This is a genomic window from Desulforhopalus sp., assembly GCA_030247675.1.
Classification (GTDB): domain Bacteria; phylum Desulfobacterota; class Desulfobulbia; order Desulfobulbales; family Desulfocapsaceae; genus Desulforhopalus_A.
On record JAOTRX010000010.1, the window covers coordinates 47,507 to 63,419 of the forward strand.

At 52.0% G+C, this 15,913-nt stretch carries 8 protein-coding genes; 5 read left to right on the forward strand and 3 right to left on the reverse strand.

The window, feature by feature from the left end:
- Nucleotides 1-4: 4 nt before the first annotated feature.
- The gene (locus tag OEL83_18555) at nt 5-3,265 is read right to left on the reverse strand and encodes an efflux RND transporter permease subunit (protein MDK9709048.1); all 3,261 of its coding nucleotides are present in this window, start codon (nt 3,263-3,265) and stop codon (nt 5-7) included.
- Nucleotides 3,266-3,306: 41 nt separating this feature from the next.
- Complete coding sequence (locus tag OEL83_18560) at nt 3,307-4,338, reverse strand: efflux RND transporter periplasmic adaptor subunit (protein ID MDK9709049.1); 1,032 nt, start codon at nt 4,336-4,338, stop codon at nt 3,307-3,309.
- Between the two features lie 658 nt (nt 4,339-4,996).
- Here OEL83_18560 and OEL83_18565 point away from each other — a divergent pair.
- The 5 genes from OEL83_18565 to OEL83_18585 all read left to right on the forward strand — a co-directional run bounded on the left by OEL83_18565 (nt 4,997) and on the right by OEL83_18585 (nt 13,566).
- The gene (locus tag OEL83_18565; protein MDK9709050.1) at nt 4,997-5,572 is read left to right on the forward strand and encodes a GspH/FimT family pseudopilin; all 576 of its coding nucleotides are present in this window, start codon (nt 4,997-4,999) and stop codon (nt 5,570-5,572) included.
- Nucleotides 5,573-5,584: 12 nt separating this feature from the next.
- Nucleotides 5,585-6,307, forward strand: a complete 723-nt coding sequence (locus OEL83_18570) for a PilW family protein (GenBank protein ID MDK9709051.1) — start codon at nt 5,585-5,587, stop codon at nt 6,305-6,307.
- Between the two features lie 3 nt (nt 6,308-6,310).
- A complete protein-coding gene (locus tag OEL83_18575; GenBank protein ID MDK9709052.1) occupies nt 6,311-6,826 on the forward strand; it encodes a prepilin-type N-terminal cleavage/methylation domain-containing protein in 516 nt (171 codons plus the stop codon).
- 17 nt (nt 6,827-6,843) lie between these two features.
- Nucleotides 6,844-7,521, forward strand: coding sequence for a pilus assembly PilX N-terminal domain-containing protein (locus tag OEL83_18580; GenBank protein ID MDK9709053.1), 678 nt, complete (start codon nt 6,844-6,846; stop codon nt 7,519-7,521).
- A 240-nt stretch (nt 7,522-7,761) separates the two neighbouring features.
- A complete protein-coding gene (locus OEL83_18585) occupies nt 7,762-13,566 on the forward strand; it encodes a hypothetical protein (protein MDK9709054.1) in 5,805 nt (1,934 codons plus the stop codon).
- A 129-nt stretch (nt 13,567-13,695) separates the two neighbouring features.
- Here the strand turns inward: OEL83_18585 and OEL83_18590 are convergent, their stop codons facing one another.
- The gene (locus OEL83_18590; GenBank protein ID MDK9709055.1) at nt 13,696-15,780 is read right to left on the reverse strand and encodes a PAS domain S-box protein; all 2,085 of its coding nucleotides are present in this window, start codon (nt 15,778-15,780) and stop codon (nt 13,696-13,698) included.
- Nucleotides 15,781-15,913: the final 133 nt, after the last annotated feature.

Genomic DNA, 15,913 nt, shown 5'->3' on the forward strand with positions numbered 1-15,913 from the left:
GCAGTTATGAAGCTGGGTTGTGCGAGGTTTTGCCGTTCGCCTGGTGTTTGTGTTCATGTCGTTTTATTACAAAATACAGTACCGGCACCGCCATACGGCTGACCAGCAGGGAGGCGATCTCTCCGAACATCAAGGAGATAGCCAGACCTTGGAAGATAGGATCGGCAAGAATAACCGAGGCCCCAATAACGACGGCCAGAGCGGTGAGCAACATCGGCCGGAAGCGTATTGCCCCGGCATCGACCACAGCCTTGGCCAGCGGCTGTCCTTCGCGGATGCGCTGCTCGATAAAATCAACCAGGATGATGGAGTTACGCACCACAATGCCTGCCCCGGCCATGAAACCGATCATTGAGGTAGCGGTGAAAAAGGCCCCGAAGCCCCAATGGGCGGGGAGGATACCAATAAGGGAAAAGGGGATGGCTGCCATCACCACCAGCGGGGTGATGTAATTTTTAAACCAGCCGACCATCAGCATATAAATAAGCACCATGACAACGCAAAAGGCCAGCCCAAGATCGCGGAAGACCTCAAGGGTGATATGCCACTCGCCGTCCCACTTCATCGCCGGTTGGTTTTCCGAGAACGGTTGATTAAGGTTGAATATTTCAACCTGTTGTTTGTTTCCGCCGAAGTTGCGGCCATCAAGAGCGGTCAATTTCTTGTTCATCTCAAAGATAGCATAGACCGGGCTTTCAACTACATCGGCCACATCGCCAGTAACGTAAATCACCGGCTTGAGGTTTTTCCGGTAAAGGGGTTGTTCCACCGCTTGCTCAGTGACCTTGACCAGCTCCCGTAAGGGCACGAGAAGGGCAGATTTATTGTCCTCCGAGCGCAGGGAAATATTGAGGATTGATTCGATCCTCGCCCGATATTCAGGGGGCAGTTCCAAAACGATGTCGACGTGTTCCTTGTCGACTGGCTGGTGATAGAGATCCAGCGAATATCCTTGTACGGCAATCTCAATTGCGCGAGTGATCTGCTTTTCGGAAATGCCATTTAGGGCTGCTTTTTCTTTATCTACGGTAAACACCTGGCGCTTTCGTTCAGTCTCCCGGAACCAATCGACATCAACCACACCGGTTGATCCGCTAAGAATATCCTTCACCTCTTTGGCCAGTCTTACCCTGGATTCGTCGGTCGGACCGTAGATCTCCGCCACTAGGGTCTGCAGTACCGGCGGGCCGGGCGGCACCTCGGCGACCGCCACATTCGCCCCGTATTTGGCGGCGATTTTTGCGAGCGGCGGACGAATCCTGGTGGCGATTTCGTGGCTTTGCTGGCTGCGGGCGTGTTTCGGCTGGAGGTTCACCTGAATATCGGCAATGGTCGGACCAGACCGCATAAAGTAATGGCGGACCAGACCGTTGAAATTATAGGGCGAGGCGGTGCCGACATAGATCTGGTAATCGGTGACGGCCGCATCCTCACCCACCACCCTGGCCATTTCCATGGCGACCTTAGCGGTATGTTCGAGGGTGGAACCCTCCGGCATATTGAGGATGACCTGGAATTCGCTTTTATTATCAAAAGGCAACATCTTTACCTTGACCAACCCCAAATAGACCATGGAACAGGCGCCGAGCAGCATGGCGGTGATAACCGCAAAAAACAGCATCCGCCAGGCGCCATGAGCAAGGAGCGGGTCCATGATCCGGTGGTAAATGCGGGTAAACCAGTCATCGGGCATCTCGTCTTCACTCGGATGACCGTGGGCGGAAGATGATTTTTTGAGAATATGCACCGCAGCCCATGGGGTGACGGTAAAGGCGATAACAAGAGAAAAGACCATCGCCGCCGAAGATCCGATAGGGATTGGGCGCATATAGGGGCCCATCAAGCCGCCGACAAAGGCCATCGGCAGGATGGCGGCTATGACCGCCCAGGTGGCAAGAATGGTGGGGTTGCCGACTTCACCGACCGCTTCGATAGCCACCTGGATGCTCGATCTGCCGCTGTTGCTCGGCAGACGCAGATGGCGGACGATGTTTTCAACAACGACAATGGCGTCATCAACCAGGATGCCGATGGAAAAGATCAGGGCAAAGAGGGTGATACGGTTGAGGGTATAGCCGTAGAGATAAAAGACAAGCAGAGTAAGGGCCAGCGTCGACGGAATGGCCAGCATGACGACTATCGATTCCCGCCAGCCGAGGAAAAAGAGAATGAGCAGGGCGACACCAAAGACGGCAATCCCCATATGCAACAAGAGTTCGTTCGATTTGTCCGAGGCGGTGGCGCCGTAGTCGCGGGTGACGCTGATCTCAAGGTCGGTAGGGATAAGGCTGCCCTTCAGGGTGTCGACTTTTTTCAGTACGTCACTGACCACCGCCACCGCATTGGCCCCTGGACGCTTGGCAATCGACAGGGTGACCGCCGCCTCGGGATTGTTGGCGGCGCTGCTGCTATGCAGCACGTAGTCAGTGGGTTCGGCAGGGCCGTCGATGATCTCGGCCACCTCATGCAAGTACACCGGTTTGCCGCCGTACACACCAACGACAATGCGGCCGATCTCTTCGGCGTTCTTCAGGAATGTTCCGGTCTGCAGCTGTATTTCCTGGTCAAGGGCTTTGAGGGTGCCGGAATGGGATTGGCTGTTTACCGCCTGGATTTTCGGCGCCAGTTCATTGGCCGTCAGGTTGCGTGAGGCGAGCAGCAGGGGGTCAAAACGCAGGGTCAGTTGGCGTTTCGTCCCGCCGATCAGTTTTGTTTCCGCCACATCCATGATACTCTTGATGGCGTCATCGACCTGAGCGGCCATGCGCCGCAGGGTGTAGTGGTCATATCCCTTGCCGTGGAAGGTCAGGGCCATGATCGGCACGTCGTCGATGGTATGGGGCTTGATGATCGGCATCTCCACCGTATGAGGAATGCGGTCGAAATTGGTGGCCAGCTTCTGGTTGAGGCGGACGATCGCGGTCTCCAGATTCTCTCCGACCAAAAAACGCACCACCAGGAGGCTCTGGCCGGGTGCTGAGGTAGAGTAGATGTATTCAACCCCCGGTAACTCGTAGAGCAGCTTTTCCATGGGGATGGTCATCCGCTCTTCAACCTCTTTCGGGGTCGCTCCGGGCATAGCGACGATGACGTCGATCATCGGCACCTTTATCTGCGGTTCTTCTTCCCTTGGCAGCATGACGATCGCCAAAAATCCGAGAAGTAGCGAAGCAATGATGCCAAGCGGGGTCAGCTTGGAATTGACAAAGGTCTGGGCCAGACGGCCGGCAAAACCGGTGGGGGTAGTAGGTGATGGCGTTTGCATGATTGGCAGATACTGGGTTGAGATATCAGAAAGAAGGCAGATTATTGCACGGTGACGGGTTGACCATCATGGAGGCTGCCATTGCCGGATATGGCCACGACTTCTCCTTCAATGAGGCCGCTCAGGACCTCCACATGGTTGTTGCCCTGGGCGCCGCTGCGGATAAGGCGCAGTTTGGCCTTGCCTTCCTCAATAACAAAGACCCGCTCCATTTGGCCAAAGGGAACAACCGCACCAATGGGAACCGACAGGGTTTCGGCCTGGGATAGGGCCAGGGTGACTCGGGCGAACTGTCCTGAACGGAGCTGTGGATTGTTGGGAATTCGCAGCTTGATCGGTGAGGTGCGCGATGATGGGTCGGCAATAGGCGATACCTCGGCAACGGTGCCCTCAAACCCGAGTTTCACTGACGGGACAAAGACCTGAAGCTTGTCACCTTTGGAGATTTTCAGAATCATTGCCTCCGGTATATCGGTTAAAACCTGGAGGTTGGTTTCTTCCTCAATGTGCAGGAGAGGTTTGCCGGGCGTAGCGAGATCGCCGACACCAACGAGCTTGCGGGTTACTATGCCGTTGAATGGCGCGGTAATCTTGGTGAATTCAAGCATTGTCAGGGCCGTCTTGTATGCCGCTTCGGCAATTCGCAGACTGTCTTCATGGGTCTTGACTGTTTCCAGAGAGGAGGCGTTTTTCTTCAGGAGGTTTTCTTCGCGGGCCAGATTTCGTTTGGCCTGTTCAAGTTGGGCTCTGGCCTGCTGGGCCTGGGCAAAAATCTCGCCGGCACTGAGTTCAACCAGGAGATCGCCGCGTTTTACCCGCGAGCCGAGATCGACGGGCAGGGTGATAATATTCCCGGTGATCTTGGCGGACATCTCGGCTCGATCAACAGCCTGGATGGTCCCGACGACCTCAGCTTGGTTCCCAGCGATCTGTTTTGTCACTTTGGCGACGCTCACCGTGACGGTTTCGAGCTTGCCGGTCATTTTCTCGTTGCCAGGTTCTTGTTGCTGGCAGCCGAGGAAAAGAGTGAGGGCCATGGTGCTGACAAAAGCGGTTACGTGTCTGAGTTTCATAAAGATAACGCTCCTTGTTCCTGTCTCATCGTCTTTATTTTGAGAATGTAGAATCGGTATGACAACACTTTGATATCACCACATGTCCTCTTACATTTCAATACCCCAAGGATAGAAAGGGTTAACAGTTAAAGTATTTAACGATATGGTTAACAACCATAAACTCTCTTTATGACAAAGTCAACTGATAAACGGAGCCTGTTTCTTTTGTAATTTACGGAAAGCATAGGGAAAGGTTGTCTCCATGCTTTGAGTTGCCGCCCTGAATGAGAGGTGTAATGCAAAGTGTACATGGAGATTTATCTCTGAAAACCATACCGGTCAAGGCAAATACCCAATTAGGAAAATTTGGGTCATAGCAATTACGTTATGGTTAGGAGCGAGAATGAAAGTAGTCCGGTAGGAGGAAGCGCTTTGCGGGGTGAGTTTTTCAAAAAATGACGGATTTTCTCGACCAGGTATTAAAAATATTTCTATTTTTGTCATGGTGGTGACAAAAAAAGGTACTGTAATTCAGCACTCTCTGTTTAAATATATTTTTCGTCAACAATAAATTGCATTAAGTTGTTGGTTTATTATACAATGCCGTATGGGGCGTCTCGCTGCAGTTGATGTAATGGTGGCACGAAAAATGCAAGAAGATGGTAGGCTTACATATATGAACCAATTCACACAGGACCTGATGATGAATATGGAGCAATCAAGCAGCAGAACATTAGGGTGTAGGTTCCCAAAAGGTGGGTTCACTCTCACCGAGGTGATGGTAGTAATCACGATCATCGCGATTATCACGGGAATCGCAATCCCCAATTTTCTGACCTGGCTTGCCAATGCTCGATTGCGGGATGCAGCGCAAGATCTCGTCTCAGATTTTCAGTTTGCCAAGTCCGAGGCCATCCGGCGTAACAAAAACGTCGTCTTGAGACCAGACACCAAAGTATGCGTACCAGGTATCCCATCACCTGGCGGAGGCTACGCTATATTTGCCGATGATGGTAGCGGTGGAGGCGTCGCTAGAGATAATATTCAGAATGGTACCGAGCCTTTGCTGAAACAGATCAACATGCCCCAGGGGGCAGCTGTGTGCGCTAATAGTTTTGCGACCGGTTACACCGGTTATACCCCAAACGGCCGCCCGATCGGCCTCCTTGGCGGCACTGTGACCATGCAAAACGATAAAGGCCGGACCCGTGTCGTAACCCTCAGTATCGCCGGCGGCGTATCTCTTGATTAAAGGATTGCAATTATGAGAAGAGCTACCTCCCATATCTTCAAATCAATTTCCGAAAATAAAGGTTTTACCCTGGTCGAATTGATTATCACCATGGGTATATCGTTGTTCGTCATGGGGGTTGTTTATACAGCCTATGCTGCGTATCAGCGGCAATATTCAAGCCAGACGCAGGTTGTCGAGATGCAGCAAAACATTCGCTCGGCGATCAACTTTATGATGGACGATATCCGTATGGCCGGCTACGACCCGGTAGGGTCAAACAATGCAGGAATTATCTCCGCGACCGCAACCGCTCTTCATATTACTAAGGATACAACCGATACCTTGGGTGGCGCAGACGATGGCGACGGCCTTCTCGACGGTCCTAATGAGAATGTTACCTTTGGTTTTCCGGCAGGTGTCGATGTGGCGCCAGCAGATGGTGTTGCCGATAGCGGTGCGGCACCCCTGGCAATGATCGTCGGTGTGACGCCCCGGTCGATTGCCGAAAATATTCATGCCATGGAATTCAACTATACCCTCGATGATGGCACCAAAACGACAGCGCCAGGCACTCCCGACGATATTCGCTCCGTGACTATTTCGATACTTGCCCGGGTGGGAGACCGTGACCCCGGCTATACCGATGCAGTTGTTTATACAACTGATTCTGGTGTTGCATGGGGGCCGTTTAACGATAATTTCCGGCGGAGACTGCTGACAGCCACTGTAAAATGCCGAAATATGGGGATCTAGGTTATGAAGGATAACTTTGAGAAACAACATGGTTTGTTAATTGGGAGGGAGCAGGGGTTTACCCTTATTGAGACGATTGTCGCAATTTTCATTCTGACGGTCGGTATCTTTGCCCTATATTCGATGCAAACCACTTCGATCAGATACAATGCCTTTTCGAGTGCCATGACCACTTCCTCGACTTGGGCGTCCGATCGTATCGAGGAACTATTGGCGCTCGACTATGATGATCCGCTGCTACGAGACGACGATGACGCCACCGATCTGGCTCCCCTTGCTGCAGCCAATGGTGACGCAGGCCTTAATCACACTGATGGCGCGGGGGAATCCCCCGATGGCAGGGTGGTGTCCCCCGATCAGCGGTACACGGTATTCTGGAATATAGCCTCTCGCATTAGCCCCAACCCAAACGACCCCACGGTGTCAACCGTCAAGGCCATCCGGGTTATCGTCAAACATACCGATTACGGGATTAACAAGCAGGTAACGATGAATTATTTCAAACAGAAGCTGTATTAAGTCTCGGAGTACGGAATATGACGACAAAACCTCAAGATTATCGAAACGAAGAGGGCTTCATCCTGGTTGCTGCCCTGATGATTCTAATGATCCTGACAGTCATGGGTATTGCCATGAATCGCAATACCACGACTGAGATCCAGATCGCCGCCAACGATAGATTGCATAAGCAGACCTTTTATGAAGCAGACGGGGCAACGGAGGCGGCGGCGGAGGTTCTTGAACAAAATATCGCCTGCGTTCTTTTTGCAGCCAATGCGGCGGGAAGCAAAGCCATAGGCGGTGGCAACATCGCCCTTGATTACACCGCAGCCAACAACAACGGCATAGCTATTGATGACGGCAGCCTGCAGCTTTGGCAAAATACCATTGGGAAATACAGCAACGATGGGTTTGCCGTGGCCGACAATTATCCCTCGGACGCCTTTCGCGATATGTGGCTGCCGGTGAACTACGCGGCAGGTGCCCCCCATACCAATATTACCGTCGAAGGCATCGCCGATCTCACTGCTGGTTCATCAATCATTCAGGCTGGTGGTTACCTGGGGCTTGGGCGATCCATGGCAGCCGGTGGCGTGACTCTTGAATACGAAATCGATGCCCGGCATACTGGCCTGTCAAACAGCGAAAGCATGATCCGGGTGGAATACCGTCATGTGGTTGGTCGAGAAGATCCTTTCTGCAAATATGATTAATTTTTTTCACCCTTTGGCAGAGGTGCACAACATTTGAAGTACCGGAGGACGTACATGAATACTCGCAATAGATCAATAAAATTTCGGCCATTCCTGCTTCTTTGCGCATTGCTTATGATGCAATTGGGCCTCGGCAGTACCGCTAGCGCTGGGGTTTGCCAGGAAGGAGCTGGTGTCCCGCCGTTTTTGTCCTCCGGTGCAAAGCCCAACCTTTTGTTGGCTCTAGACAACTCTGGCAGTATGCTTGACTTGGCTTATGTCGAGGAGGTCGGCGAATGTGTCGATAACAGCTTTGACGCCACGAAGACCTATGCCGGGCTCTATAGTCCGAAAAAATGGTATAAATGGACCGATGCGGTTCCCCAGTGGCAGAGCGGCAAGGTCTATGCCCTGAATAGTTATGTATACTCCGAAGGTATATTTTACCAAGCTACAACAGCGAGCGGTTTACCCTCGGTTGGTACGAACATTAATGAAGATGGCTCGGCCACTTGGACGGTTGTCTACAACATCCCAACCTGGACCAACGGCAATTTCTATCCAGCCGGCAGTTTTGTCAAGTACGACAAGCAGCTTTACTATACTGTGGCAGCCAGGACCGCCCAAGATCAGAACACGGCCGATGGCATATCTATTAAGGACGATAATTTGCCTGCTCCCTGGGTTCCAGTTGATTCCACCTGGCGCGATAACCGGCTGTATGCGGCAAAGAGCATTGTCAGTGATCACGGAATGTTGTTCCGTACGGTTGCAGGGGGTACATCAAATGGCAGCGGTGTGGCCGATGACGTGGGGGTCACCTGGGTCAGGTTGAATGAAGGCTATTATGACGAGACAAGCTATGAGACGATAAGCGACGTGACCGCCGCCCTGCCAGCAACGGCCTCCGGCGAGGCCGATTATAAGCAGGATAGCCTGCTGGTAAGAATCAAGTCCGTTGGCGCTGTTCAATCGGGGGTGACCACCTTCGTGGCTACCGGTAACTTCCTCAACTGGGCCTCTGCATCAAAGTTTGACATTCAGAAGAAGATCCTGACCGGTGGTAAGTACAATGACTGGCAAGATGAGCTGGTCAGTCAGGGGCGCGGTTGCTCCTCCCGCGGCTTTATCAAGGAGGTGCCGGTTAACGGCGGGACAAGCGTGATCACCTTCTCCATAGGGGGTGCTGGAGATGACGACTGGATTGACAGCACCGATGAAACCACCCGTATCTCCATCCTGGGTGTCAGCACTGACGGGTTTATAGGCAGCCCACGGCAGATTGCTTGTCAGACCGCTATTGATGAAGTCGCCAAAGGCGAAAATGCCAGTTTGGGTACAATCCAGACAAACGTCAAGACCTGCCTGGACTATGGTGGAACCAACAATGTCCTGGCAGAATCTAACGCGGCATACAATCATTCAGTCCAGTCCTGTTGGTCTATTGTCAAAAAAGGCTACACAAAACCAAGCGACCTCGGCAATCTCAGTGATATTTACAACGCCTGTCAGCATATCTATGACAGTGGGATCCCTCCAGTAACAATAGATCCCAATGATAGCGGGTATATGTGTTATGGCATATACAACAGCACCGTTCCCGACGCACGCGTCCCGACTGGGACGGGCAGTGATCGGGCAGGGTATATTGGTCGGTGCTGGGAGTCTGGCAACACTCCCGTTGGTTGTTTAGGAGTAACCTGCAATACAGCGTATGGGCCAAATAATGATCCGCGATGTTTTGGCGGATATTTGTACGATTGTACAGGAAATCTCGATAAAGATGGCGAGTGCCCGAGTAATAAGAAATGGGTGCTGAAGCTGGAGGACGACCCCGCTGTCGCAGGTCTTTGCGACACCAGTCAACTGGTCTTGCCCGGCGCCTGGACCAACGACGTTAATCCCAACACCGCTGAACAATGTGTTCAGGAGGCATTATGGGATTATTGCGGCTCTCTGAAGATACCCGAGGTTATTGATCCTTCCGATCAGATCTTCAATACCGGCGAGACTTGGGGAATGGTTGGTGCGATGATCGACTCCGGTGTCGTGGCAATGTTTGGCACCGATCGCCCGCTCATCGTCATGAAGGGCTATCTCAAACAAACCACTGCTCCGCAAGGCGTGCTCCATGAGGTGAAAAAAGACCTGCGCATGGGCGCGATGGCTTTTAACAGCAATGGCGCGTATACAGAATGCCAGGATACAGTTGTCAACAGTACCATCGTTAAATATTGCCCGGATGTCAACCGAGACGGAGCGAAGATTATCGCACCAATCCGGGATGGCATAGTAACCACAGCGTCGGGTAAAACCCATGTTGAGGACCTGGCCCTGGCGATCAACGATATCCGGGCTACTGCCTGGACGCCTCTTGCCGAGGCCATGTTCAATGCCCTGGGTTATTATGGGCAAAACACCAATTTCAGGATTGATCCGGTCGATTTTAAAACTGCTGGAGAGGATGCAACCTTTGAGGATCCGGTGCAGTTCTGGTGCCAGGACAACTACGTCCTGATGATTACCGAGGGTGCTTCCACAGCCGATATCAATCCAATGATTCCACAAAAGATTAACACCCTCAATCTTGAGGATCCTACCGTTGGGGTGGCAAATGAAGGGCAGTGTTTGAACGAAGATGGCAAAAGTGATCTCTATGGTTCGACCTTCTTGGATGACCTCACATATTTCGGTCAAAAGTCCAAATTGGCAGGTATATACTCTATCCCAGCTCTGCAAAGTGATGATGGTGTTTTTCATGACAAGCAGAATATCGCAACCTACATGGTCGTTACTGGTGTTCCCCGGGATAATGGTACAACCAGCGAGTGTAATCCTGCCACCATCATGAAAAATGCCGCGACAAACGGTGGCACAACCCTGCTTACCGGTGAAGACCCTGCACAGCTCGAGGCAAACCTCAGAACGGCTTTATCTGATATTCTTTTCAGGACCTCCGCGGGTTCCGCAGCCTCGGTAATCTCCAGCTCACGAAGCGGTGAGGGTGGTGTTTACCAAGCGATTTTCTGGCCAAAAATTGATCGTGGCATTGGCAAGGAGCCCTTATCGTGGGCAGGTGATGTCCATGCCTTCTTCATCGACGAGCATGGTCTTTTGTGGGACGATTTCAGCGCCAACAACCCGGCGACAAAAGGGGAATTATGGTCAGAGGATACCAACGGCAACGGTGTTCTTGATGACGGTGAAGATTTCTATCCACGAGCCGCCGATGGCACTCCCACGGAGAACGGTGTTCTTGATGGCGACAGGAGGGTTATCACATTTTTCAACGAGATAACCAATTCTACCCAGGTCTGCTTTAATTCGTCGGTAATCACCACCGGGACCTGCGTCAAGTCGGACTATGCACCTCCGACCCCCGCAGTTGCAGTCGAGTTACGCGATTTCGATGATTATCTCTGGTCGGCCAAGGTTCAACTGGATACAGTATCCAATACCGCTGTTAATCGTACAACCTTAGCCGATGGGACGTGGAATTACTCGACCAACAGCCGGTATATCTTTACCTGGAACGATCTCGATAACGATGGCCGCGTCGACTCCAATTTCGATGGCCTCGGTGGTGTGGACGATGACGGCGATGGGAAAACCGATCTTGAGGAGGTTCTGCCGCTCGTTCCCGGCATGAACGCCGTTCCTTTGAGTGTCGCCAATGCGGTACAGCCTCGTAATTCATTCCTCAGTGATTTCAACGTAGCCGACAACACCGAATTCGATAATCTTATCAATTGGTTGCGTGGCGATGATGTCTACGAAACAGACGTTAATGGTAACGGGGTCCTCGAACCTGCTGAGGACGTCAACAAAAACGGGGTTCGGGATTATATCTATAGGTGCCGGAAATATCCCAGCTGCGAGCCCACGGCCGTAAATAGCCCGCCATGGCGACTTGGCGATGTTATTCATTCGACCCCGACCCTCGTCGCAAGACCGGCGGAAGGATACCACCTTGTCTACAACGACCAAAGCTACGCTACCTTCTATAAAAAATATGTCGATCGACGCCATGTTATCTACTTTGGCGGCAATGACGGCATGCTCCATGCGATAAACGGCGGATTTTATCAAGCCGGCCTTAATAAGTTCCTTGGTTGCCGTGAAGATCAACGGACGCCAACCAATCAATGCAGTTCGGCCACACCCTACAATGCCATCACCTCCCTGGCCTATCCGGCTCTTGGCGATGAATTGTGGGCGTATGTGCCGTACAACCTGCAGCCGCACCTGAAGTGTCTCAGTGATCCCGCCTATGTTCATAAGTATTTTGTTGATGCACCTCCCAGGGTTTTTGATGTACGGATTTTCCCGGATGATGCGGTGCATCCTGGTGGATGGGGAACCATTCTCGTTGGATATATGAGGTTTGGCGGCGCACCGACGCTCGCCGATACGGCAGCGCCGATTACCGACAATCGCGAATTTATCTCGGCATACTTTGTTCTCGATGTTACTGATCCGGAGCGGCCTCCAAAGGTTTTGGCAGAAATGACCATGACCACCGATAAGGCGGACCACGCAGCGGATGGGACAGCCGATGAGGATTTGTTTGCCCGCATGGGGTACACCACCGGAATGCCGTCAGTTGTTGCCATGCGTAATGATTTGGGGAATTCCGAATGGTTCCTGGTGATTGGCAATGGACCAACCACGGTCAAAGGGACTAATCCCCCTGAAGTGGTGGTGCCCGCCGTTGTGCCCACAGCCGAGGAGGTAATGAAGCATCGAGGAAAGGTGGCGACTATCCCACTGAATGCCCTGACCGGTGTCAACTGGGCAGTGAACGGCAATGGCAACTACAATTCTACCAGCCGTAAGCCCTTCCGTATTCCAAATACCGAGCCGAAGACAAGTGCGAGTGCCCTTGCCCCTGCTCACTTTGGCCGCAAGCTGATTGATGCTGATAATACCGGAGGGCTTGCAAGCTTTATCGGGGATATGGTGACAGTCGATTTCGATATTCGCGGCAGTGCAATACCCGGTATCGGTGCGCCGTACAAAACTGATGCAGTATATTTCGGTACCGTGGATGGCGCTGACTTTGATGCTACAGGAACCTTCTGGGATGGTGATGGGCGATTGTTCCGTTTGGTGACCAGGAGTGTAAATCCTTCCACTGGCAAGCAGGCATATACCTATCCTGAATCATGGCAACTCAAGAAGCTCTTGGATGCCCACGGGCCAATTGCCGCCGCCCCAAATATTGGCCATGACGGAAGCAATTTCTGGATATATTTCGGCACGGGCCGTTTCTACGCGCCAGAGGACAAAACCGACACCTCGACACAGTATTTCTTCGGAGTGAAAGAGCCGTTCACCAGCAACTGTGAAACATCCTGGAATGAGGTGGAATGGTGGCTTGACGGCGGGGCCATGCCGATTGCCACTAACCCAGGCGCCAGTCCAGGAAGCCAAGGCCTGTTTAGATCAGACCTAGCCAAGGTCATTGAGAGTGATCCAACGCAAATCACCAAGTTTAACGGTGACTTCTTGTATTGTTATGATGGTGCTAACTGCAGCTTCCCGCAGCTTACCCCTGTACCATCTGGTCAGACCGATGCCTTTGGTCCTTATTATGCCTTCTCCGAACTGGAGCAGTATATCAAGGGTGAAACCTGCGGCGGGACAAATGATACGACCGTCGGTATTGATGGCTGGTACCGGGAGTTCACTGACCTGCGCGAGAGATCGCTTGGCATGCCTACTTTGTTGGGAGGTCTGGTAACCTATACCAGCTATCGGCCGTTCGCCGATCTGTGTCAGGCAGAAGGAGTTAGCTACCTGTACGGAGTTTACTACTTAACCGGCACCGCATGGCATGAGAGCGTTTTCGGCACTGACGTCGATATGCATTCGAAACTGATTGTCAGAGACCGATTGAATCTTGGCAAAGGTCTGGCGACAACCCCAAGTTTGCAGACAGGTGGTGGACCAAATGCCGTAAATGCCTATATCCAAACCAGTACCGGCGAGATTGTTGCCGTTGGACAACAAAATCTGCCGCTGTCCAATTTCAAGAGCGGTAGAACCAACTGGCGTAGCAGATAATGTCTTGAAAATCTAGGTGGTATCCAATCCCGACTTGCTATCCGGCAAGTCGGGATTTTTTTTTGGTGTCAGTAATCAAACAAATGGTTTGTTGGGCCAGAGGGGGGTGACCGGCAATGATGTTGACTATCAGCGGTCGGCGGGCAATTGCTTCAGGAGCTTTTCTAGGCTTTTAATATCGACCGGCTTGGCCAGATAGCTGGTCATGCCGGCATTCAGGCACTTATCCTTATCTCCGGCCATGGCAAATGCGGTCAGGGCAATGATCGGGATGTTGTGGACGTGCGAATACTCCGCAGAGTTTCTGATTATTTTTGTCGTTTCCAAGCCATCCATTTCGGGCATTTGGATGTCCATGAGGATGATGTCGAAGTCTTTGCTGCGAAGAATGTCGAGAGCCATATAGCCATTGTCGGCAAGGGTTGTCAAATGGCCGAGTTTGGTGAGAATAGCCTGGAGAATCCTTTGGTTGATCTGCTCGTCTTCGACGATAAGGGCGGAAAGGCGGCGATGCGGGCTGGTAAGCAGAGCACTGGGAATAGGTAAGGCTTGTGAAGCAGGTTTGGCACGTCCTTTGCTGGCGATCAGGGTGAAGGTTACCGTCGTTCCTTTGTCCTCATTGCTTTGCAACTGCACAGTGCCGTTCATTTGCATAACCAGCAGCTTGACGATGCTGAGCCCCAGTCCTGTTCCTTGAATCTTTTTTTGCCGTGGCGATTCTATTTGGGTGAAAGGTTCAAAAAGTTTATTGGCAATATTACCGGGAACTCCAATCCCAGTATCGGCAATGGTGCACTCTAACAGAACCTGGTTGGCATCGATGTCGCGCAATAGCCGCAGACTGATGTCTATATGCCCTTTGTCGGTGAACTTGATGGCATTGCCGACAAGATTGTAGAGGATCTGGCGAATGCGCACATGGTCGGCAACAAGATACTCCGGCACCTCTGGGTCCACTGATAGGTTAATTTTAACCTTCTGTGGGTTGACCGCAGTCTTAAAGGAGGCTATCAGGGTCTTCAGCATCTCCCGGATTTTGAACTCCTCCGGGTTCATCTGCAGTTTGCCTGCCTCAATTTTCGAGTAGTCGAGAATATCGTTAATAATTGTCAGCAGGCTTTTCCCCGACTCCATGGCGGTTTTGACATAGTCTTGCTGTTCATCATCAAGTGCTGTTAATTTCAGGAGTTGCAGCATTCCCAGCACCCCATTCATCGGAGTGCGAACCTCGTGGCTCATATGAGCAAGGAACTCCGATTTAGCCCTGCTCGCCGCAAAAGCCTGTTCTTTGGCGGCCTCAAGTTCTATCATGATCTTCTTCCTTGAGGTTATGTCCCGAGTTACGCCAATGATGCCAGCAAATTGGTCGGAGTTTCCCGGCAGAGGTGTGGCGATGCTCTCCACCCATACACAATCGCCTTTGGCCGTTTGTATCTTCGACTCCCAGTGTAGCGGCTGGTCTTCGCTGAGAGTAAGGAGTTGTGAGGTGTCAGCGATAAAAGGCGAAGTAAGGATTATATGCCGATGTATGGCGGCGACACCTTCTTCCAGCGGAAAGCTCAAGAGGTGGCTGAAAGATGGGCTCACATATTGAGGTTTTAGTTCATTATCGGTGGTCCAGATGATATCATGGACGTTGTTTGCCAGCAGCCGGTAAAGATTTTCGCTTTTCCGCAGGGCCTCTTCCGCCAATTTCCTTTCTGTGATATCTCTGGCGATGGCCATATACAGCTCTTTGCCGTCGATGGTCAGGCGGAGGGCGCTGATCTCAACCGGAAGCCGGGTGCCGTCTTTTTTCAGGTAGGTGGTCTCGAAGGTGGCGCTGCCCTCTTTGCTCAGGCGGACAACAAGCTGGCTGTCATACTCTTCATTCTGGCCATCGCTGATGTCGAAAGGGGTCATAGCCAACAGTTCTTCGCGAGTGTACCCCAGCCTTTTGCAGGCGACGTTGTTGACATCGGAAAACAGCCCGTAGTTAGGACTGCCTTGATCCAAGGAGATGACAAACATCGCATCGTTGGCGTAGTTGAAGAGCTTGCGGTATTTATTGCGGCTGATGACCAGTTCCTCGCGCTGTTGCCCGCACAGAGAAAGGTGTTGGCGGGCGATCAGGACGGAGCGCGAGAGATCCGCCATGCCTTCCTCGAGTTCGGCTATGCGTTTTTGTGCTTGTAGGAGTTGCAGTTGTAGCTCGGCAAAGGTCGGTGTGGACATAGTCAAAGTACTCGGCAAATGGGCGAGGAACTAAAGCTGAGTTGAGCAGGTACGCTCAAACAAAGCTTATGCCCTTGCGGTATAAAGCTGAGTCGAGCAACTTGTGCGCTCGAACGAAACTTATGCCCTTGCG

Coding starts and splice junctions, on each gene's coding strand:
- OEL83_18590 (MDK9709055.1), bottom strand. CDS start 15,780: ATGTCCACACCGACCTTTGCCGAGCTACAACTGCAACTCCTACAAGCA.
- OEL83_18580 (MDK9709053.1), top strand. CDS start 6,844: ATGACGACAAAACCTCAAGATTATCGAAACGAAGAGGGCTTCATCCTG.
- OEL83_18575 (MDK9709052.1), top strand. CDS start 6,311: ATGAAGGATAACTTTGAGAAACAACATGGTTTGTTAATTGGGAGGGAG.
- OEL83_18560 (MDK9709049.1), bottom strand. CDS start 4,338: ATGAAACTCAGACACGTAACCGCTTTTGTCAGCACCATGGCCCTCACT.
- OEL83_18565 (MDK9709050.1), top strand. CDS start 4,997: ATGAACCAATTCACACAGGACCTGATGATGAATATGGAGCAATCAAGC.
- OEL83_18585 (MDK9709054.1), top strand. CDS start 7,762: ATGCTTGACTTGGCTTATGTCGAGGAGGTCGGCGAATGTGTCGATAAC.
- OEL83_18555 (MDK9709048.1), bottom strand. CDS start 3,265: ATGCAAACGCCATCACCTACTACCCCCACCGGTTTTGCCGGCCGTCTG.
- OEL83_18570 (MDK9709051.1), top strand. CDS start 5,585: ATGAGAAGAGCTACCTCCCATATCTTCAAATCAATTTCCGAAAATAAA.